Consider the following 20498-nt stretch of genomic DNA (forward strand, 5'->3'; position numbering starts at 1 on the left):
TCCTGCTTCGTCTGCACCTGGCAAGGGCCGCGCCAGGCGGCCCGGTACCACGACGAAGGAGTGAGTGATGATCCTGATCACGGGAGCGACCGGACTGACCGGCTCGGCGCTGGTCCGCGCGTTCGGCCGCCGGGGCCGGACCGCCCGGGCACTGGTCCGCGACCCCGCCAAGGGGCGGGCGGAGCGCGACGCGGCCGGCCTCGCCACCGTCGGGGCGGACCTGCTGGTGCCCGGCACGCTCGCCCCCGCGCTGGACGGCATCGAGACGGTCGTGCTGATCTCCAGCGCGGACGACCGGATGGTCGAGGCCCAGGGCAACCTGATCGAGGCGGCCGTTGAGGCGGGTGTGCGCCACATCGTCAAGGTGTCCGGCCTCGGCGCCGACCCGGACTCCGCGTTCCGGTTCGGGCGTTACCACGCGCAGGTCGAGCATCACTTGCGTGCGGCCGACGTATCTGCGACGGTGCTGCGGCCGAGCCAGTTCATGCAGGTCTACTACCGCGAGGCGCCGACGATGCTGGCCGACGGCACGTTCGCCCAGCCGCTTGGCGACACCCGCCTGGCACCGGTCGACGTCGAGGACGTGGCCGAGATCGCCTTCGCCGCCGCCACCGGGCCCGCGCCTGAGGGCGGCGAGAGCGCCGTCCACACGCTGACCGGGCCCCAGGCGCTGTCGATGACCGAGGTCTGCGCGATCCTGACCGAGATCGTCGGCCGACCGATCCGCTACGTCGACCTCACCCCCCAGGAGAAGCACCGCCGGCTCGTCGCCTCCGGGATCCCGCCTCGCTTCGCGGACGACCTCGACGACCTGTTCCGGCTGCGGCGCGAAGGCGGACCCGAGACCTGCGTCGACACCGCGGCGTTCCAGCGGTTCGGCATCCGGCCTACGACCTTCGCGCAGTTTGCGCACCGCTCGGCGGCGGTCTTCCGCGGGGAGACCACGCCAGACCGGCTGTGGGCCTCAGGCTGGCTGGAGTCACGGGCGCACTCCCACGGCGGCTGCTGAGCGCCGCCGCCGACCTGGTTCGCCGCCGTTACGACACGCTGCCGCGAGAAAGTCCGCGCTGGCTCTGTTCACGAGTTCGAACCTCGTGAACAGAGCCAGGTTGACGGTCGGCGGATGCGTCCGGCGAGCTCGCAGCCTGAGCCCGCCCTCGACAACTGCGAGGGGTCGATCACCCAGAGCTCCGACATCATCGTCAACCCCGATCCCGGACTTCCGGTCGACACCACTCCGATGTTCTCCAACGGGCAGTGCACCGTCGTGCAGCACTGAGTTGCAGCAGTGCGCCACCCGCCCTCGGCAATCAAGTGTCACCGTGTCGGCGGATCGGGTAGGACTGCTTTCATGACGCAGACAGGTCGTGAGCCGACCGTCCCGGAGATGCTGGCAGCCAACGAGAGGAACTGGGACGCCCGTACGCCCGTGCACGCGGCCAGCGACTTCTACGGGCTGGACGGCTCCCGCTCCTGCGCCGACTGGATGGCGCCGTTCGAGTGGGCGGACCTCGGCGACCTGCACGGGCGCACGGTGCTGCATCTGCAGTGCCACCTGGGCACCGAGACGCGTGCTCTCGCCGAGCAGGGTGCTGCGCACACGGTGGGGCTCGACTTCTCCCGGGAGTCCGTCAGGCAGGCCCGGCGGCTGGCAACCGGGGCGGGGCCGAGCCTGGAGTTCGTCCAGGCCGACGTGCACGACGCCGTCACCGCGCTCGGCGGGCGACGCTTCGACGTCGTCTACACCGGCAAGGGCGCGCTGTGCTACCTGCCCGACCTGGCCCGGTGGGCGCAGATCGTGCACGCGCTGCTGCGGCCGGGCGGGGTGCTGTACCTGGTTGAGTTCCACCCGCTGCTCAACTCGCTCGGCGCCACTCCCCAGCCGGACGAGGAACCGGGACACCTGCGGCTGCGCCGGGACTACTTGGGCGGCAGGGGGCCGCTGCGGATCGACAACGCCAGCACGTACACCGACGGACCACCGCTGGAACGGGCGACGGTGAGTTACGAGTGGCGGCATGGAATCGGCGATGCCGTCGAAGCCGTGGCGGGTGCGGGGCTGCGGGTGGAGGTACTGCGCGAGACGGATCTGCTGCCGTGGCGCCGCTTTGCGGCAATGGTGCCCGGCGAGGGCGGCTGGTGGCGGCTACCGGAGCACGAGCCGAAGGTGCCGCTGATGTTCGCGCTGCGAGCCGTCCGGCCGGCCTGACTCCGAGAGGGAGACGCCCGGCCACCGAATCCGATCTGCGGGCGCGAGCACGCCTGCGCCCGGATGCCGGGCCGAGGCGCGCGGATTCCGTCTTCAAGCGCATGCGTCCGGGTTGGGTTGACGACGCACTCAACACAGCCACCACCGATACCTCCGCGGAGGTCAATGGATCGACGCGGCAGCCGAAGCTATTCGGAGCGTGCACTATTCCTTCGTAGGATTCGGTTCTGGGCTGTATCACGGACCCGTCGGGTTCGTCCGCAGGGCCGTCGTCGCCGAGCAGCCGCGCCTCGTGGAACCCGTCGATCCTCGAAGCTACGGACCGGGCGGAAGGGCGCGCTGGGCGTTGCGCCGTGCCAGTCGGGAGGCGGACATCCGTGCGTGCTTGAGCCGGGTGCACGTACAGGACCAGGACGGCCTCGCCGATGAGTTCGGCGATGTCGGCGACCTCGGCAGCGGAGCACGAGGGATGAGCTCCGCGAGCACGGCTCAGGCACTCCTAGAGGGCCGCGGTGAGTATGGCGAGGACCTCGACGGCGCGGTCGATCTCGGTCTCGGTGTTGTAGTAGTGCGGCGAGAGTCGTACCAGCGGGTGGACGTCCCGGTCCTCGGTGTCGAACTGGGTCTGCACCGGGTCGGTTGTGCTGACGTTGATGCCGTTCCCGGCGAGGGCAGCCGCGACATCGGCAGGCGCCATGCCGTCGACCTTGCAGGTCACGATCGCGCACCGCCGCCGGCCGAGGTCGTGGGTGGTGACGCCGGACACAGCGTCCAGCCGGTCGCGCAGATAGGCCCCGAGGTCCAGGGCGCGCCGGCCGATCGCGTCCATGCCGAGGTTTAGGGCTTGCTGGACGGCGCTACTCAGGCCCAGGGCGTTAGCGTAGCTGACCTCCCATGTGTCGAAACGCCGCGCGCCGTGGTGCCAGGTGAAGCTGCGCTTGCCGTCCCATGTGGCGGCGGCTATCTCGGTCACGTGCGGCTCCAGGTAGGAAAGTGCCTCGGGGCGGACCCACAGGAAGCCCGTGCCGCGTGGGCCGCGCAGGAACTTGCGGCCGGTGGCGGTGAGCATGTCGCAGCCGAGCTCGGCGACGTCCACGGGGAACTGGCCGACGGACTGGGTGGCGTCGAGGAGGAAGGGAACGCCGGCGGCGCGGGTGATGCGTCCGATCTCGGCGGCCGGGTTGACCAAGCCTCCGCTGGTGGGGACGTGGGCGATGCCCACCAGCTTGGTGCGGTCGTCGATCAGGTTCGCCAGGGCGGTGGTGTCGAGCTGGCCGGACTCGTCGTTGGGGACGACGACGACCTCGGCGCCGGTGCGCTGGGCTATCTGCAGGTAGGCCAGGACACTGCTGCCGTACTCGGCCCGGCCTGTGAGGATGCGGTCGCCCGGCTTGAACGTCATGGAGTAGAACGCGGCGTTCCAGGCGTGGGTGGAGTTGTCGAACAGCGCGATCTCGTCCGCCTGGCCGCCCACGAGTCGGGCGATGTGCCCGTAGGTGGCGTCGACGCGGTCCCGTTCCTGGTCCGCGGCCTCGTAGCCGCCGATCGCGGCCTCCAGCTCCAGGTGGGAGGTCACGGCCTTGAGCGTCTGCCGCGACAGCAGACCCGCACCAGCGTTGTTGAGGTGGATCCGGTTCGCGGTGCCCGGGGTGTCCCGGCGGAGCGCTTCGATGTCCATGCCCTTTTTCCCTTGTGTGCGGCGTTGCTCTTCCCTCACACAGTGCCAAAGGGCATCTCTTCAGTAAAGTGAATGTTTCTGGATGAGACAGGCCACAGAATCTGATGAATGGAGTCGGGGCGTGTACAACCTGCGTCGCCTGGAGGTCCTGCGGGAGTTGAAGTACCGCGGCACGCTGGCCGCTGTCGCGTCGGCCATGTCCTACAGCCCCTCGGCCGTCTCCCAGCAGTTGACGCTGCTGGAGTCCGAAGTCGGCGCACCGCTGCTGGAACGGGAAGGCCGGGGGGTCCGGCTGACCCCGCAGGCGGAGATCCTGGTCGCCCGCACAGAGAAGGTACTGCGGGAACTGGAGCGCGCCGAGGCGGAGATCGCGGCCTCGCTGCAGGAGGTGTCCGGGACGATCAGGGTGGCGGCCTTCCAGACCGCGATGCTCGCATTGCTGCCGGTCGCGTTGACCTGGCTGCGGGAGAACCATCCTCGGATCAGGGTGGAGGCCACGCAGGCCGAGCCCAACACCTCGCTGCCCGGTCTGCTCACCCGGGACTTCGACCTCGTGATCGACGAGATGTTCCCCGGCCACGCGCGGCCGGCCCGTGCTTCTGAGTTCGAGCACCACCTGCTGGGCAAGGACGCCATGCGGCTGGCCACCCCCGCACCCGTGATGTCGCTCGCTGATCTGGCCGAGCGCGCCTGGGTGATGGAACCCGCAGGCACGCCCGCCCGGGCATGGACGACGGCCGTCTGTCACGCCGCCGGCTTCGAGCCGGACGTCGCCTACGTATCCGCGGACATGCTGGTCCACGTACGGCTTGTCGAGCAGGGCCACGCGGTGGCCTTCCTGCCCGACATGCTGTGGTTCGACCGCGCCCCCGGCCTCATCCTCGACGGCTCCGCAGGCCACACCCGTACCGTGCTCACGACCGTACGCGCAGGATCCGGGGAGCACCCCCGGATCCGGACATTCCTGACCGCGATGCGCCACGCGATCGCCGAACTGCCCGCCCACACCGAGTGACCGCCGCATGAGGGGCAGCAGAGACAAAACGCAGCGGCGTCGGTGTACTCAGGAGCTGGAGCTCAGCGGGACATCAACGGCCTTGGAGGGACTTGACGTTGTTGCCGAAGGTCCAGCCCAGTGAGCCGTCCCAGTTGACCGACCAGGTCATGAGCCCCTTCAGAGCACCACCGAAGGCGTTCCACGACTGACTGACCAGGCTCGGCGTCATGTAGCCACCGCCCGCGCCGGGTTGGGCCGGCAGGCCGGGCACCTGCTTGTCGTACGGCACCTTGATCGTGGTGCCCTGGACGACCAGTCCGTTGTTCAGGCACGTGGTCTGTGCGGTGAAGCCCTGGACGGTACCGGCCTGGTAGGAGTCGCCGGAGCAGCCGTACATGCTGCCGTTGTAGTACTGCATGTTCAGCCACCACAGTCGCCCGTTGTCGGCGTACTTCTTGACGATCGGCAGGTAGGCGCCCCAGATTGACCCGTAGGTGATGCTTCCGCCGGTGACGTACGCGGTTTCGGGGGCCATCGTCAGGCCGAACCCCGCAGGCATCTGTGCCAGCACACCGTCGATGATGCGCTCCAGGTTGGCCTGGGCGGCGGAGAGCGTGTTGATGTTGCCGCTTCCGGTCAGGCCGGTCTCGATGTCGATGTCGATTCCGTCGAAGTTGTATGTCTTGAGGATCGGGACGACGGTTGCCACGAACCGGTCGGCGACGGCACTGGAGCTCAGGTCGATGCCTGCGGCGGCACCACCGATCGACATCAGGATCGTCGCCCCGGCCGCCTTGGCCTGGCACATCTCGGCGGGGGTCGGGACCTTGACGTTCGTGTCCATGCCGTCCTGCCACTCGACGGTGCCGTCCGAGAGGATCACCGGGAAGGCGGCGTTGATGACGTTGTAGCCGTGCGCGGCGATCCGGCTGTCCGTGATGGGTATCCAGCCCAGGCCGGGGTGGACCCCGTTGAGGGCGCCGTCCCAGTTCTCCCAGTAGCCCTGCAGGACCTTGCCCGACGGCCTGGGCTTCGTGGCGCAGGTCGCGCCCGGCGGCGTGGTGGAGGGCGGCGCTGTGGTCGGCGGGGCGGTGGTGGGCGGAGTGGTTGTCGGCGGAGCGGTGGTGGGCGGGGTCGTAGTGGGCGGGGCCGTGGTCGGCGGCGCGGTGGTCGGCGTGGGGCTGCTGCCGCCGGGGCCGGTGAGCGACACGTCGTCCGCGTAGTACGCGGGCTGCGCGTACCAGCCGTGCAGGTAGACGGTCACCGTGGTGGTGTTTGCCCCGGTGGTGAAGCCGACGCTGAGCTGGCTGTACGACGGGCTGTTCGGCGTCCAGATGGACGGGTCACTGGTGCCGCCGGTGCCGGTCGCGCCCAGGTAGACGTAGCTTCCCTGGACGTAGGCGCTCAACGTGTACTGGGAGTTGGGCTGCACGCTGATGGTCTGGGTGCACTGGGCGTCGTCCTGGCCGGTCGGCGTGGCCTTGAGCGCGGAGGCGCCGGAGTGGACCGGGCTGCTGACGGCCGCGCCGGAGCCGCTGGAGCAGGTCCAGCCGGAGAGTCCGCTCTCGAATCCGGGGTTGGCCACCAGGTTGGCGGTGGCAGCCCCGGCCGCGCCGGAGCCGGCCACGAGGATGCCGGCACCGATGACGGCGACGGCGCTCGCTCCGGCGAGGGAGCGCCTCAGGACGGTTGGTTGGTGCTTGGCGCGGCTGGTCCGGTTCACCTGCGATGCGCGTTCCACGGTCGCCCTCTGCGGGCGAGGAGCTCGGAGCGGCTCGCTCGCGGCCTGGTCTGCTTCGAGGCGGCCGGGATCCGGGCAAGGGCGGAAATCACCCGACAGACGTGAAGTACGCGACCTCCGACGGAACATGCTGTGCTCCCTTCGCGCCGAGCGCCATAGACATGACAGACGCGTGGGGGCGTGACGCCCGGCCCTGGGTGAGATGGGGACATGTGGGGCTGTGCCGGACCGGAGCGTAGAAGGGGCGGCAAGGGCTCGTCAATAGGTCTGGACCAATGAGGGTCATTCGGTCCGAAGTCGCCGGCGCATGCGGTGCGCACGGCATGCACAGGTCGGACGACGACGGCGCACATGTGCCGGCGGTGGATCACCGTCCGGAACGCCCGCCACCGCCCTGCCCCTTCGTCGTTTGGGACTTGACTGCGCGTCAGGGACGGCAGTGGCCCAAGGACACGGGGCACGTAAAAGCATTCCGACCGTTGCATCGCTTGACATGTACGGAGGCTTGTCATAAACCACTGAGTGAGAGAGCGCTCTCTCAGTCAGGGTCGTCAAACGCGCCCAGTTCCATCGGCTCGGCCCGCCCGCCCACACGCATGCCCACCGACCGAGCCCTTGGACGAAGGGAACGGACTCCCTTCCCGCAGTCGATCCCTGCTTCCCACCAACGGCTCCATGACGGCCAACCACCTGGCGAGCCCTTGAGTGCCCCGGTCCCACCCATGACCGAATCGATCCACAGAGGAAGGTACGGACAGGCATGAGGCTTCTCTCCCACCCGTTGCCGCCGGCGCGCGGCAGAATGCGAGCGCCCCGCCGCAGGCCCGCGTTCCGCGCGCTACTGACCGTGGTGGCACTGTTGGCCCTGTCGCTCGCCGGTGCGCACACCACGGCCTACGCCGCCGGCAGCGCCCCCTTCGGCGGTACCGCAGCCGCAGTGCCGGGCACGGTCCAGGCAGCCAACTACGACACCGGCGGCCAGGGAGTCGCCTACAACGTCAGCTCCACCAACGGCACCGCCAACAGCTACCGAACCGACGGGGTCGACCTGGAGGTCACCGCCGACACACAGGACACCACCCCGGCCGGCGGCACCGACGACATGGGTTGGACCACAGCGGGACAGTGGTTCAAGTACACCGTCAACGTCGCCACGGCCGGAACCTACAGCGTCGCCTTCCGGGTGGCCTCCCCGTACGGGATCACCGACGCGCTGCACATCGCCGACTCCTCGGGCACCAACCTCAGCGGCTCCGTCGCCGTCCCCAACACCGGCGGCTACGAGACCTGGGCCACGGTCACGGCCAGCGTGAGCCTGACGGCCGGTCAGCAGACGCTCACCGTCGACCAGGACTCCAACGGCTGGAACTTCCACTACCTGGCCTTCACCCTCGGATCGGGCGGCGGCGGTGGAGGCACTGGCGGTGACCAGCCGTTCGGCGGGGTGCCGGCCCCTGTGCCGGGCACGGTCCAGGGGGCGAACTACGACACCGGCGGTCAGGGAGTGGCCTACAACGTCAGCTCCACCAACGGTAGCGCCAACAGCTACCGCTCCGACGGGGTGGACCTTGAGGCCACCGCGGACACGCAGGACACGGGCGCGGCCGGTGGCGCCTACAACGTGGGGTGGACCGCATCAGGACAGTGGTTCAAGTACACCGTCCAAGTGGCCACCGCCGGGATCTACACGGTGAGTCTCCGAGTGGCCGCGCAGAGCGCGATCACCGACGCGCTGCACATCGCCAACTCCTCCGGGACCAATCTGAGCGGTTCGGTCGCCGTGCCGAACACCGGGAGCTACCAGACCTGGACTACGGTCACCGCCAGCCTGAGCCTGACGGCCGGTCAGCAGACGCTGACCGTCGACCAGGACGCCGGCGGCTGGAACCTCCACTACCTCGCCTTCACCCAGGGCTCGGGTGGCGGTGGCGGCGGCCCGACCGAGTACTGCGGCACGCAGGACCTCGCGCTGGACCAGCCGACCACGGCCTCCTCGACCCAGGACGCCACCAACTACCCGGCGGCCGACGCCACCGACGGCGACCCCGGCACCCGCTGGTCCAGCGCGGCCAGTGACCCGCAGTGGCTGGAGGTCGACCTCGGTTCCCCGCAGCAGATCTGCAGCGTGAACCTGCTGTGGGAGGACGCGTACGCCTCGGCGTTCCAGGTCCAGGTGTCCAACGACAACTCGAACTGGACCTCGGTCTACTCCACCACGACCGGCACCGGCGGCAAGCAGTCGATATCCGTCTTGGCGACCGACCGCTACATCCGCGTGTACGGTACGGCGCGGGCCACCCAGTTCGGCTACTCGATCTTCGAGTTCGATGTCTACGGCCTGACCACCGTGGCCCCGGTCACCGGTGGCAACGGCAACGGCGGCAATGGCACCTGCTCGTGGGTCGGCTCCACCGCGCCGGTCGCCCAGCGGGTCCAGCAGGTACTCAACACCATGGACCAGTCGGAGGAACTCAGCCTGGTCGCCGGCGACGGCACCTCGTCCTACATCGGCCATATCCCCGGCATCCCCAATCTGTGCATCGCGCCGACCAACATGCAGGACGGCCCGAACGGGGTCGGTGACGGGACCGGTGGCGTGACGGCCTTCCCGGACGGTGAGAACGCCGCCGCGACCTGGGACCCGGCGCTGATCCAGCAGGAGGGTTCGGCGATCGGGAACGAGTTCGCCGGCAAGGGTGTGAACGTCTCGCTCGGCCCGACCACCAACCTGGTCCGCGACCCGCGCTGGGGCCGGACCTACGAGACCTACGGCGAGGACCCGTACCTGGCCGGCCAGATCACCTCGGCCGAGGTCCAGGGCCTGCAGAGCCAGGACGTGATGGCCATGGTCAAGCACACCGCGGCCTACGACCAGGAGCAGTACCCCAACGGCAGCAACAAGGAGACCGTCAGTCAGAAGGCACTCGAGGAGCTCTACCTGGCGCCGTTCGAGTCGTCCATCGAGAAGTCCGCGCCGGCCGCGTTCATGTGCTCCTACGCCGTGGTCAACGGGGCTGCCTCCTGCCAGAACGCCGACATCCAGCAGAAGGGGCTCGACGGCGAGGCGAACTTCGGCGGCTTTATCACCTCGGACTGGGGCGCGGACTACTCCAGCGTCCCGTCAACCGAGGCAGGCATGGACGTGGCGATGCCGTTCTCCGATGCCGCCGCCCTGTCCGCCGCTCTCACCGCCGGCACGCTGAGCCAGGCGACACTCAACGCGAACGTCGCCCGGATCCTGACCGAGATGTTCGCCTTCGGGATGTTCGACAATCCGCAGACCGGCTCGCTCTCCACCACCGTCACCTCCGCGGCGCACCAGCAGACCGCGCTGCAGCTCGGCGAGGAGGGCTCGGTCCTGTTGAAGAACAACGGCCTGCTGCCGCTCAACCCGAACGGCAACGAGTCGATCGCGGTGATCGGCACCGACGGCGGTGCCGGGGTGGAGCTCGCCGGCGGCGGCAGCGGCACGGTCACCAGTTCCAACACGATCTGGCCGATCACCGGCATCCAGAACGCGGCCGGCCCGAACGTCAAGGTCACCTACACCCAGGGCAACGACAACGGCACCACCGACATCCCGCAGGCCGTGGCCGCGGCCCAGGCCGCCACCGACGCGATCATCTACGTCAACGCGCCGGAGGGCGAGGAGAGCGACCTGACCACGCTCAACCTGTCCAGCACGGACGAGACGATGATCGCGGACGTCGCCGCGGCGAACCCGCACACCATCGTGGTGATCAACAGCGGTTCGCCGGTGGTCATGCCGTGGCTCAACTCGGTCGCCGGGGTGTTCGAGAACTGGTACGGCGGGCAGGAGACCGGCGCCGCGATGGCCGCGCTGATCTTCGGCACCGCCAACCCGTCGGGCAAGCTGCCCGTCTCCTTCCCGGCCGCCCTGAGCCAGGTCCCGGCGCAGACAACCGAGCAGTGGCCGGGCACCTCGACCGGGGTGAACTTCAGCGAGGGCGTGAACATCGGCTACCGCTGGTACCAGTCCCAGAACATCACCCCCGCCTTCCCGTTCGGGTTCGGGCTGTCCTACACGAAGTTCTCCTTCTCCAACCTCAACGTCGGCGCCTTCAACGCCAACGGCACAGCGACCGCGACCGCGACGATCACCAACACCGGGGCGGTGGCCGGCGCGGACGTGCCGCAGCTGTACGTCGGCGACCCTGCTGCCAGCCAGGACCCACCGGAGCAGCTCAGCGGCTTCCAGCGGGTCACCCTCAACCCCGGGCAGAGCACAACCGTCACCTTCCCGCTGACCGTCCACGACCTGGCCTCCTGGTCGTCGACGGACAACCAGTGGGAGGCCCAGGCGGGCACGTACTCGATCAAGGTCGGGGACGCGTCCGACAACCTGCCCCTGACCAGCTCGACCACCCTGGCCCAGACCCTGACCGGGCAGATCGCCGCCGGTGCCTCGGGCGCGGGGGTCTCCCTGGCCAACACCGCGGTCAGCGCCAACGTCACGCCGAACTCGGGCGGGCCGGGCGCGGAGACAGTCGGCGTGGTCAACCCGTTCGGCTACAGCAGCCCGAAGGGCGCGGCGGTCTCCTTCGCCGTGCAGGCCGTGGACTCCAATGCGGCGGCGTCCCTCACCTTCACCGCGACCGGGCTGCCACCGGGCATCGCGATCGCGTCCAACGGCGCGATCTCCGGTTCCAGCAGCACGCTTGGGACCTACACAGTGACCGTGACGGCAACCGACCAGGCGCAAGTCTCCGGTACGGCCACCTTCGTGTGGTCCGTCGTGCGGTGATCCGTCGTGCAGTGAACTGAGCGACCGTCCTCGCAGTGATCATGGTGCCCCCGGCCTGCCGGGGGCACCATGATCGGAGCGCGCAGCGGGTCCTGCGCATCGGCGCCCGACCCGGGCGTGGTCACCTGCGGTAGCTGCCGTTGCGGAACTCCTCGACGAGCGACGGACGCGACGGAGACCAGCCCAGCTCGGTCCGAGCCCTGGTCGCAACGGCGGCCTGGTCGAGCAGGAGGACTTCGGCGAAGTAGTCGCCCAGGCGCGCCCGCGCCTCGTCGTCGGAGCCGGGGACCGCTCCCGCGGCGCCGACGGCGACAGCGGCAGCCTCGGTCAGCTCGGCCACCGTCGGGTTCCGGCCGTCGCCGATCACGTAGTAGCCACGCGCCGAGTCGTCCTCCAGAACCCGCCGGAAGACCTCCGCCAGGTCGGCCACGTGCGCGGTGGACCAGCGCTGCCGCCCGGTGCCGACCATGATCAAATTTCCGGCCTCGTCCCGCGGCGAGCCGAGCAGCAGCCCGGGGATCCCTCCGCCGCCGTCGCCGTAGGCGACGCCGGGGACGATGACGGCCGTGCGCAGGTCCTTCGCCTCGAGCGCCCGCCGCTCGATCGGCTCCTTCCAGGCCACAAGCGCGGGGGCATTGAAGGCGGACTCCTCGCTGATCGAGGGATTGGCGCCATAGACCCACAGGCCACTGATCTGCAGGTAGGGCTTGCCGGTGCCGGCGTAGGCGTCGATCACCGCGTCGACCACGGCGGAGTCCAGGTCCGCGCTCGTGGCGTCCCCGGGACTGGCGGTGTGGACGGCCCCGTCCGCGTCGCCGAGCAGGCGCACGAGCGTTGGCCGATCGTAGAGGTCGACCACGGCCGAGGTGGCGCCCTTCGCGGCGACCGCGTCCGCCTGGGCGGCGTCGCGAACGAGCGCGGTCACCTGGTGGCCGTGGTCGAGCAGTTCGGTGAGGACGTGCGATCCGATGAACCCTGTTGCTCCGGTGAGTGTGATTTTCATGGCCGGCTGGCCTCCTGTCTTGATCGTCAGTGCGGGCGACCGTGGCGGCGCCCGCTCTTCGGTTTACCGACGTACCTGGTGACGAGGTTCCAACATGCACACAAATCGACCCTAGACCCATCTGACTTGAATCGTCAACTCAGAGCGTCCTACGTCGACGCGCGGTTCACGCACTACAGACCGCCAATCAGCCCGATGCAAGATCGATTGGACAACTTGAATATTCATGTTAATCTGCCCCGCCCTGCCCGCAGTCCGGGCCCATCTGCCCCCACTGGCAATCGGAATGGATGCGCCCCATGAGCACGACACAGACACCACTGGTCGACGTGCGCCGCACCGGCGACCGATCGGAGGCCAGGCTCTCCTGGCTGCACGGCAGGCACTCCTTCTGGGTGGGCGGGCAGCCCTACGATCCGGGCAACACCCACCACGGCCTGCTGCTGGTCCACAACGAGGACGTCATTCAGCCGGGGACCGGCTTCGAGACCCATCCGCATCAGGACATGGAGATCGTCACCTGGGTGCTCGAGTGCATCAGGACTCGACCGGCAACTGCGGCGTCATCTACCCGGGCCTCGCTCAGCGGATGAGCGCCGGCGCCGGCATCCTGCACTCGGCCTGGTCGCCGTGGCCTCCGGCATGGCCAAGCACGACGGTGCCGCCGCCGTCCGCTTCGGGAACCGTCGTGCGGCCGTGTACGCGGCCCGGCTGAACCCCGGACAGCCTGTGCAGTTGCCTGAGGTGCCGTACCTGCACATGTTCGTCACCAGCGGTTCGGTCGACCTGGAAGGCGCCGGCGCGCTTGCCGCGGGCGACGCCGCGCGGTTCACGGCGACCGGCGGTCAGCGGGTTAGCGCCTTCGCCCCTGCCGGAATCCTCGTCTGGGAGATGCACGCCGATCTCGCGAACTGAGAGTCGCGGCCGACAGTACGCTGGCCGGGCCGACGTCCGGCCAAGTATCCTTGAAGGGTCAACTGACGAACAGGCACCCACCGGCGACCAATGCCCAGGAGCGCAGGGGATCGCGGATTTCAGGTTGACGGTTAAAGTTGCCACCCGAGGCAGAACATCAGAAGGGACTGGTACTCTCGCCAAATGACCACGACCGAGCACGCGTCGCAGACCGATGACCACGGGGACCTGTGGCTCACGCCGGGCGAGCTCAGCTCATGGCTGTCGGTGGTCCGGCTGATCACCCGGCTGCCCTGGGCCATCGACGGCCAACTCCAGCGCGACGCCGATCTGAGCATGATCGAATACATGACCATGGCGATGCTGGCCGAGGCGCCGGAGTGGACCATGCGGATGAGCGAGCTGGCCGAGAGGACCAGCGCGTCCCTGTCGCGCCTGTCCCACCTGGTCAAACGCCTGGAGTCGCGCGGTTACCTGCGGCGCGAACCGGACCCGTCCGACGGGCGCTTCACCAACGCCATCCTGCTGCCGGCCGGGATGCACAAGTTGGAGGAGGCCGCGCCGGGCCACGTGGCGTTCGTGCGCCACCTGGTGATCAACAGCCTGTCCGCCGAGCGGCTGCGCCGACTCGGCCAGGACGCCGAGCGGATCGTGCAACGGATCGACTCGCCGGCGCGCTGACACAGCCCCGATCGGGCCCCGCCGCACCCCGTGCGGCGGGGCCCCGTCATTCCCACTGCCTGCGCAGAGTCGTCCGGGTGACCGAAGCAAGCTGCATTTACATGAACAGTCAAGTTGAAGCAAGCGGCCATGGCGTCGCTGAACTAGATAGTCAGGGTTTGGTCGAGCTCTTGCGCTCTCATATGACTTGAGTGTTAAAGTTATCGGCGAGGCAGGCGGTTGCGGGCCGGAAGGCTTCACGCCGCCGCACGCCGAGCACATGGAACGCACCACACGGATCAGCGACCCGGCACCGGGGAGCAGGACCAAGGAGAGCGTCATGAACAAGCGGCAACGCATCGCCCTGGGAGCGGCCCTGGCCGCGGTCGCCGTCGGCGGCCTGACGGTCACGGGCTCCGCGGCGAACGCACAGACGACCAGCACCCAGAGCGCCGGACGGACGGCCGGAGCATTCCCTGCCCGGGAGTCCGGAGAAGTCCGGGCCAACGAGGCAGTGGTGGAGGCGTTCATGCGGGACGTCCTCAACGGACACCACGGCGACCATGCGGCGAGGTACTTCACCGCGGACATGCAGTGGCACGGCGGCACGGTCGGCACCGTCGCCGGACGCGACAACGTCACCGGTCTGATGACCACCGTGGTGACTTCGCTCCCGGACCTGCACGCCGCTCAGCAGGACATCGTCGGCCAGGGCGACGAGGTGGTGGTCCGACTGGTCGTGACCGGCACGCAGACCGGGCCTCTGCTGGGCATCCCCGCCAGCGGGCGAGCGGTGCGCTGGGACGCGACCGACCTCTACCGGCTGGACCACGGCAAGATCGCCGAGGAGTGGGCCGCCGAGGACTTCACCGCCTTCCTGGCCGACACCGGCACCTACAGGGCCCCCTGGATCCGATAAGTTTGACTCTGAGCTTGACTCTGTCTGGGATCTTGGTGTTCGGCTGCCTGTGATTATGGCGGTGCGTCAGCTTTGCGGGTGTACGAGGCCTGTGAGACCGGCGAGGGGGGACGGTAGTGCTCTGACCGCTAGGTTCACCGGGTTGGGGCGGGCCGGTCGGCAGGCGGTGTGTAGTGCCGGCCTGGGTGCTGGGCGGGCGGCGAGTCGAGGACGTCTTCCAACGGTCCTCCGGTGAGCAGGTGTTCCAGTGCCCGTCGGTTGGCTCAGTGGGCGATCACCAGGATTCTGCTGCCGTCCCATCCGGCGGCGAGGCCGTGGAGGAACGTGTCGGTGGCCCTGAAGATCTGGTGGTAGCTCCGGCCGCCGGGGAACGGTTCGTCGATGCGCTGGGCTCGCTGAGCGGCGACGAGGGGCAGCGGGCTTCCGTCACCGTAGTTGCACCCACGCAGTCGAGTGTCCTGGTGGGCTGTGGGGGGGCAGTGTGGGCGGTGCGGACGGTGTGGTGCGGGTTGGGGGCGAATGGGGCCGGGAGGCGGTGGTGTGGTCGGTGGGCGGGCAGTTGTTGGGTTTGGCGGTGGCCTGGTTCGGAGGGTTCATCGGGGGGCGGCTGGTGGTGTTCCCGGTTTCGTTGTGGGTGGTGGTGGTGGTGTGTGTCTCGTAGGGGATTTCTGGTGCGGTCGGGGCTGCGCGGGTGTTGTGGTGGGTCAGGGTGTGTCGGTGTGTCGCGTTCGGGGCAAGGGGGCGGTGCTGCTGCGGGTTCTTGGCTGCTTGGGTCGGCTCGACGGCTCAAGACGCCCTACGCGCTCAAGTGTTGCGCTCTGCGGGTGGTGTCGCCCTGTCGGCGGTGTGGTGACGGGGCGTCGGGGGTTGTGGTGCTGGTCCGGGCCGGGTGTGGGGCTGTAGTGAGGCGGTGTTTTGTCTCTTGTGGCGCGGTGGTCCTGGCAGCGGCGAGTCAGTGGCTGCGGTGTGGGGCGGTGTCGGTTCGGTCGGCTGTGCGGGGGGTCAGTTGTAGCTGGTCCCCGGCTGTGCGGGGGGTCAGTTGTAGCTGGTGGGTAGGTACTGGAAGCAGTATCCGTTGTTGGGGTTGGTGTAGCCGTAGTCGCCGAGTTCGACGATTGCGTCGCCTGTGTGTTGGCCCACTGCGCGGTCTATGGTGATGCCTTGGAGTTGCAGGGCTTTGCTGGCGTCGTATTGGAAGGCGACCGCGGCGGCCCTGGTGTCGGGCCCCCAGAGGCCGTCCTGGGACAGCGTCGGGTTCATGTGCGGCATAGGGCCGTCCAGGGTGTCGGACTAGTGGCTCTCGAAGTAGTTCAGGCTCTCTTGGAGGCATCAGACGGCGTGGGTGTTGTTCGTGTGGCCGTCGCCGGTGTAGGGGGCGCTGCTCGAAGCGCTGGCGGGTCCCGTCTGGACGAACAGGGCCGACCCGGCCGGTGTCAGGGCCACGGCGCTTTTGGTCGTCTTCGACTTGATGCTCAAGTCTTGTCCCTCGTTGGGTTGTTGCCGGTTTTGCGATCCTGGCCGTCGAATTCGTTTTGGTCGCAGCGGTTGGCGTGATAGGGGTGACCGGGCTCGCCGGGTCGTGTGGGAAGTGGTGCGGGGCATGACTTGATGTCAGTTGTAGAGGGTGGGCAGGTACTGGAAGCAGTAGCCGAAGGTGTAGCCGGTGTCGCCGTAGGCGACGACGGCGTTCCCGGTCTGGGGGCCCACGATTCCGTCTTCACTGAGGGCCAGGCCCCCGCCGGGGCCGCTGTTCAGGTCCTTCTGGAAGGTGGTGACGGCCTGCTTCGTCTGGGGGCCCCAGATTCCGTCTTGGGCGAGGTTCGAGATGGCATAGGGGTACTGGTGCTTGTCGTTCGAGTGGGCCTGGAACCAGTTCAGGCTCTCCTGAAGGCACCACACCCCGTGGGTGTTGTTGGGGTAGCCGTCGCCGATGTCGGAGGCGTTGGTGCTGGCGTTGGCGGCGCCGGTCATGCTGACCAGGGTTGTGGCCGCTATGGCAGCGGCCGCCGCGCTCTTGGCGATGTTGTTCTTGATGCCCACGTGTTTCTCCTTGGTGCATGGGGATCGACCGGGGGGTCTGCCGGTCGGACGCAATCTGGCTTGGGTCCGCTCTCCCGCGTAGGGGAGAGGGCGCTTGATCGGACGCTGGCAGTGATGCGGGGGGCGAACGCCGTCCGGTGTCCCGGGCTGCCGGAGAGTCGTGGCGTGTTGTGGCGGCCCGGAGCAGCGGTGATGGTCCGCGGCAGCACACGATCGCTGACGTCTTCCAGAAGACTGGTGCACCGCGCGGCCCCGACGCAACGAGTGGCCGCATGCCACGTCGCCTGTCCCACTGTCTCAAGGCGCTGACCGGCTATTTGAGACGCTCAAGAAAAAAATCTTGAGACGACGTACGGAGTCCTCGTGGGCGAGGAGGGACTTGCCTGCCGCAGTTCAAGGTGGACGCTGTTGCGCTGTACTGCTCGCGTGGGGACGTCCCGGTGGCCTCGGCAGCCACTGGTGCGGGGCGAGGACTGAGACGCTTCGGAGCGGGATCCGCGGCCGAGCCGCAGGGTGTCTGTGGTACTCGGCGCCGACCGTGGAGGTGTTGAGGATCCAGTTCGGCGGGGGAGTGGCATCACCGGTCCGAGCACCCCGAGACGGCGGTGCTCGGGCACCCAGGCCCCGTTCATCGCGAACCTCGGATCAAGGCGCCGATTGTGCGTGAGCACAGCGGAGGGCAAGGCGACGGCGTCGAGGTCTGCCGTGTCGACCGTCTCCAGCGGCGCGAGCGCCGCCTGCTGATCGGCGGGCCTGGGCACGCGAATGCGCACGCCGGCACCGACCGCTGCTCCTTGACCGTCCGCGTGCCCGCGACGCCCGTCCCGTGCCACCCTCGACGATCAGCTCACCACCGGGTTCTGCCGGTTCGGACCGCCAGTCAGTCAGCGGGCGCAGTCCCGGGAGTGGGGGTGAAAGTGAAAGGCTGCTGGGCCGGTGCAGTGGCGGGGCGTGGTTGAGCCGGCGCTGATCGGGTGCGTCCAGCACAGGCAGATCGGCGAGCGGGTGCCAGGCCACCTCCACAGCCTCCGCGTCGTTGGCCCGGGCCTGGCCGCCTGTGGCGCGGCTGCGGAGGGCGGGTTCGCGGGTACTGGGCCTGATCGCCGTTGGGGTAGGTGGGCGGGGGCGCGGCGTCTATGGATGTCAGCCGCTGCGGGACGGTGTTGACGCCGGTCTCCTGCAGGCACTCGCGCACTGCTGCGTCTCTCGCGGTGGCGGCCGGGCGCGGCGCCGGGCTTGTTGTGCGGGTCCCGCGGCTGCCTGTGGTGCTCCTGCGGTGGCTGCATCCCCTCACGCTGCATAGCCCAATGACCTGTGGGGCATGGGTTCCGGGTCTTTTGGGTCGTGCGCGGCTGGGTGGTGTCCGGGTGGGCGGCCGTGCCGTGGCCGGGTGGCTGGGTGGCGGTGCGGCTGGCCGGTCGGCCGGCCGACCAGCCGCCGGCCGGCGGGTCGCTGGGGGGCTGGTGGGTGCGGGGTCTGGTGCCCGGCCGGCCGCTGCGCGTGTGGTCGGCTGTTGGGGGTGTGTTCTTGTGTGTTTGTTGGTGTCGGTTTCGGGTCGGGGCCTTGTTCCCGGGTGGAGTGGTGTGTTCCGCTCTCGTGGTTGACTGTCTGGATGACAATTTGTCTGCTGTGAGTTGACTGGGGGGTGGTGGGGGTGTCTATGGTGGTGTCATGGAGTGTGTTGGTGGGTTCGGTCGGGGTTGGTTGTGGGTTGGGGTGCCGGGGGGTTGTTGTGGTTGATGGCTGGTCTTCGGTGGAGGGTCCGGGTTGGGTTTCGCCTGACATTTTGGGTGACTTGTGTCAAGTGGTGTTCGGGTCGTTGGCGCGTAGTGATCAGCGGCGTTGGGCTGAGGTGTATGTGCGTGGGTTGTTGACGGTGGAGGGGCGCAAGAGTATGCGTCGGATCGCGGCGGGTGCGGGTGTGGGTGCGGAGCAGGGTCTGCAGCAGTTCATCAGTAAGTCGCCGTGGGACTGGAGGCCGGTGCGCCGGTCGTTGGCCGGGTATCTGCAGCAGCGGGTGGAGCCGTTGGCGTGGGTGGTGGAGAGGTTGTTCATTCCCAAGGCGGGGGGTCGTTCGGTGGGGGTGGAGCGGCAGTTCGTGCCGCATCTGGGGCGGGTGTCGAACTGTCAGCAGGCCTACGGGGTGTGGATGGTGTGCCGGGAGGCGAGTTTTCCGGTGGAGTGGGGTCTGGCGTTGCCGGATGCGTGGACTGCTGATCCGGGGCGGCGCAGCCGGGTGGGGATTCCTGAGGATGTGGAGGGGTGTTCGCCGGTCCAGGGCGCGTTGGCGCAGGTGTTGGAGGTCACCCGCGCGTGGGGTGCGCGTGCGCGTCCGGTGCTGATGGATGTGGGTGACGGTGACCTGGAGCAGGTCGCCGCGGTGTTGGACGGGTCGGGGGTGCCGTTCGTTTTGCGGGTGGGTGGGTCGTTTCCGGTGGCGGCGGCCGATCCGCGTCAGGTGCCGTTCGGTGGCGGTTGGGTCTCCGCGCGCCGGTTGGTCGATTCGCTGCGTGGTCAGGGGCGGCCGGTGGAGTGGATGGACGCGGCCCGTCACCGGCGTCGGGTGGCGCCGGTGGCGGCGGTGGCGGTGCACCTGCCGCCGGTGGCGGGCGCGGGCCCGGCGACCGGGCCCGGGTTGCTGTTGCTGGGGGCGTGGAGTGATCGGGGCGGTGCGCGGCCTACCGAGTTCTGGCTGTCCAATGCGGTCCACCAGCCTGCCGCGCAGGTGTTCCGTACCGCGCAGTTGACCCGGCAGGTCCACCGTGACCAGCGTGAGGTGAGCGCGAGGGTGGGGGTCAGCGATTTCGAGGGGCGTTCCTTCCGCGGCTGGCACCACCACGCCACTTTGGTGTCCATCGCCCACGCGGTGTGCCTGCTCTCGCAGGTCCAGGAGAGCCGCTACGCGCGCCTGCGCCCGCCCCAGAGCGCCGACCCCGCCCCGCACCCGGCCGCGCACCCGGGCGCGTATCCGGGGGCGGGTGCGTATCCGGGCGCGTACGTGGCCGGGCTCCCGGCCGCGCATCTGGGTGCGTACCCGGGTGCGGTGCGTGGTGCGGCGCGGCCCGGTGCCGGGCACCTGGGCGCGCGCCGCGCGCCGGGCGCCGGCCTGCGCCCGGCCTCCGTCCAGCCCTCTGCCTCGTAGGAGTGAGCGCCATGGCCGTCGACGAACTCCCTGCCCTGCGTGCGGGCCTGCGCGGTGTCTGCGTCCAGTCCTGGCTGGTGGCAGTGAGCGTCGTGGTTGTTGACGGGCTCCCTGCCCTGCGTGCGGGCTTGCGCGGTGTCTGCGTCCAGTCCTGGCTGGTGGCAGTGAGCGTCGTGGTTGTTGACGGGCTCGCTGCCTTGCGTGCGGGCTTGCGCGGTGTCTGCGTCCAGTCCTGGCTGGTGGCAGTGAGCGTCGTGGTTGTTGACGGGCTCGCTGCCTTGCGTGCGGGCTTGCGCGGTGTCTGCGTCCAGTCCTGGCTGGTGGCAGTGAGCGTCGTGGTTGTTGACGGGCTCGCTGCCTTGCGTGCGGGCTTGCGCGGTGTCTGCGTCCAGTCCTGGCTGGTGGCAGTGAGCGTCGTGGTTGTTGACG

General features: G+C 69.1%; 15 protein-coding genes and 3 pseudogenes. 11 read left to right on the forward strand and 7 right to left on the reverse strand.

The features are described from left to right. Positions 1-67 precede the first annotated feature (67 nt). The 3 genes from ABIA33_RS12190 (at position 68) to ABIA33_RS12200 (ending at position 2209) form a co-directional block, all read left to right on the forward strand. Entirely contained in the window at positions 68-1009 is a 942-nt protein-coding gene (locus tag ABIA33_RS12190; protein ID WP_370080365.1) for an SDR family oxidoreductase, read from the forward strand. Between the two features lie 114 nt (positions 1010-1123). After that, the gene (locus tag ABIA33_RS12195) at positions 1124-1279 is read left to right on the forward strand and encodes a hypothetical protein (protein ID WP_370080367.1); all 156 of its coding nucleotides are present in this window, start codon (positions 1124-1126) and stop codon (positions 1277-1279) included. 72 nt (positions 1280-1351) lie between these two features. Further along, complete coding sequence (locus tag ABIA33_RS12200) at positions 1352-2209, forward strand: class I SAM-dependent methyltransferase (protein ID WP_370080369.1); 858 nt, start codon at positions 1352-1354, stop codon at positions 2207-2209. 499 nt (positions 2210-2708) lie between these two features. On the opposite strand, the gene ABIA33_RS12205 is transcribed toward ABIA33_RS12200, so the two are convergent. Further along, on the reverse strand, positions 2709-3887 hold the full coding sequence (locus ABIA33_RS12205) for an aminotransferase class V-fold PLP-dependent enzyme (RefSeq protein ID WP_370080371.1): 1179 nt from the start codon (positions 3885-3887) through the stop codon (positions 2709-2711). A gap of 121 nt (positions 3888-4008) precedes the next feature. On the opposite strand from ABIA33_RS12205, the gene ABIA33_RS12210 reads away from it, so the two are divergent. Then, positions 4009-4902 carry a LysR family transcriptional regulator gene (locus tag ABIA33_RS12210; RefSeq protein WP_370080373.1) on the forward strand — a complete coding sequence of 298 codons (894 nt, stop codon included), beginning with the start codon at positions 4009-4011 and terminating at the stop codon, positions 4900-4902. Between the two features lie 73 nt (positions 4903-4975). Here the strand turns inward: ABIA33_RS12210 and ABIA33_RS12215 are convergent. After that, positions 4976-5935, reverse strand: a pseudogene (locus tag ABIA33_RS12215) (chitinase); the annotation flags it as partial. 198 nt (positions 5936-6133) lie between these two features. Then, positions 6134-6754, reverse strand: a pseudogene (locus ABIA33_RS12220) (carbohydrate binding domain-containing protein); the annotation flags it as partial. A 631-nt stretch (positions 6755-7385) separates the two neighbouring features. Here ABIA33_RS12220 and ABIA33_RS12225 point away from each other — a divergent pair. After that, positions 7386-11390, forward strand: a complete 4005-nt coding sequence (locus tag ABIA33_RS12225; RefSeq protein WP_370080375.1) for a glycoside hydrolase family 3 C-terminal domain-containing protein — start codon at positions 7386-7388, stop codon at positions 11388-11390. Between the two features lie 121 nt (positions 11391-11511). Here ABIA33_RS12225 and ABIA33_RS12230 read toward each other — a convergent pair whose 3' ends face one another. Next, positions 11512-12393 carry an NAD(P)H-binding protein gene (locus tag ABIA33_RS12230; protein ID WP_370080377.1) on the reverse strand — a complete coding sequence of 294 codons (882 nt, stop codon included), beginning with the start codon at positions 12391-12393 and terminating at the stop codon, positions 11512-11514. 299 nt (positions 12394-12692) lie between these two features. Here ABIA33_RS12230 and ABIA33_RS12235 point away from each other — a divergent pair. The 4 genes and pseudogenes from ABIA33_RS12235 (at position 12693) to ABIA33_RS12250 (ending at position 14887) form a co-directional block, all read left to right on the forward strand. Beyond that, positions 12693-13108 (forward strand): annotated as a pseudogene (locus ABIA33_RS12235) (pirin family protein). Beyond that, positions 13036-13308: a hypothetical protein gene (locus tag ABIA33_RS12240; protein WP_370080420.1), complete on the forward strand. Its 273-nt coding sequence runs from the start codon at positions 13036-13038 to the stop codon at positions 13306-13308. Before ABIA33_RS12235 ends, ABIA33_RS12240 begins: the two are co-directional and overlap by 73 nt. Positions 13309-13491: 183 nt before the next feature. Then, positions 13492-13989: a MarR family winged helix-turn-helix transcriptional regulator gene (locus ABIA33_RS12245; protein ID WP_370080379.1), complete on the forward strand. Its 498-nt coding sequence runs from the start codon at positions 13492-13494 to the stop codon at positions 13987-13989. A 259-nt stretch (positions 13990-14248) separates the two neighbouring features. Then, entirely contained in the window at positions 14249-14887 is a 639-nt protein-coding gene (locus ABIA33_RS12250) for an ester cyclase (protein ID WP_370080381.1), read from the forward strand. A gap of 1035 nt (positions 14888-15922) precedes the next feature. Here the strand turns inward: ABIA33_RS12250 and ABIA33_RS12255 are convergent. From ABIA33_RS12255 to ABIA33_RS12265, 3 genes are all read right to left on the reverse strand, one after another. After that, positions 15923-16147, reverse strand: a complete 225-nt coding sequence (locus tag ABIA33_RS12255; RefSeq protein ID WP_370080383.1) for a hypothetical protein — start codon at positions 16145-16147, stop codon at positions 15923-15925. A gap of 69 nt (positions 16148-16216) precedes the next feature. Next, entirely contained in the window at positions 16217-16363 is a 147-nt protein-coding gene (locus ABIA33_RS12260) for a hypothetical protein (RefSeq protein ID WP_370080385.1), read from the reverse strand. A 135-nt stretch (positions 16364-16498) separates the two neighbouring features. Beyond that, a complete protein-coding gene (locus ABIA33_RS12265) occupies positions 16499-16927 on the reverse strand; it encodes a peptidoglycan-binding protein (RefSeq protein ID WP_370080387.1) in 429 nt (142 codons plus the stop codon). A 1660-nt stretch (positions 16928-18587) separates the two neighbouring features. Between ABIA33_RS12265 and ABIA33_RS12270 the strand changes: the two genes are divergently transcribed. Both ABIA33_RS12270 and ABIA33_RS12275 read left to right on the forward strand, forming a co-directional pair. Next, positions 18588-20069: an IS701 family transposase gene (locus ABIA33_RS12270; protein WP_370080389.1), complete on the forward strand. Its 1482-nt coding sequence runs from the start codon at positions 18588-18590 to the stop codon at positions 20067-20069. An 11-nt stretch (positions 20070-20080) separates the two neighbouring features. Further along, on the forward strand, positions 20081-20498 hold a 418-nt coding region (locus ABIA33_RS12275; RefSeq protein ID WP_370080391.1), incomplete at its 3' end, for a hypothetical protein.

Source organism: Streptacidiphilus sp. MAP12-16, from assembly GCF_041262165.1.
GTDB lineage: Bacteria > Actinomycetota > Actinomycetes > Streptomycetales > Streptomycetaceae > Streptacidiphilus.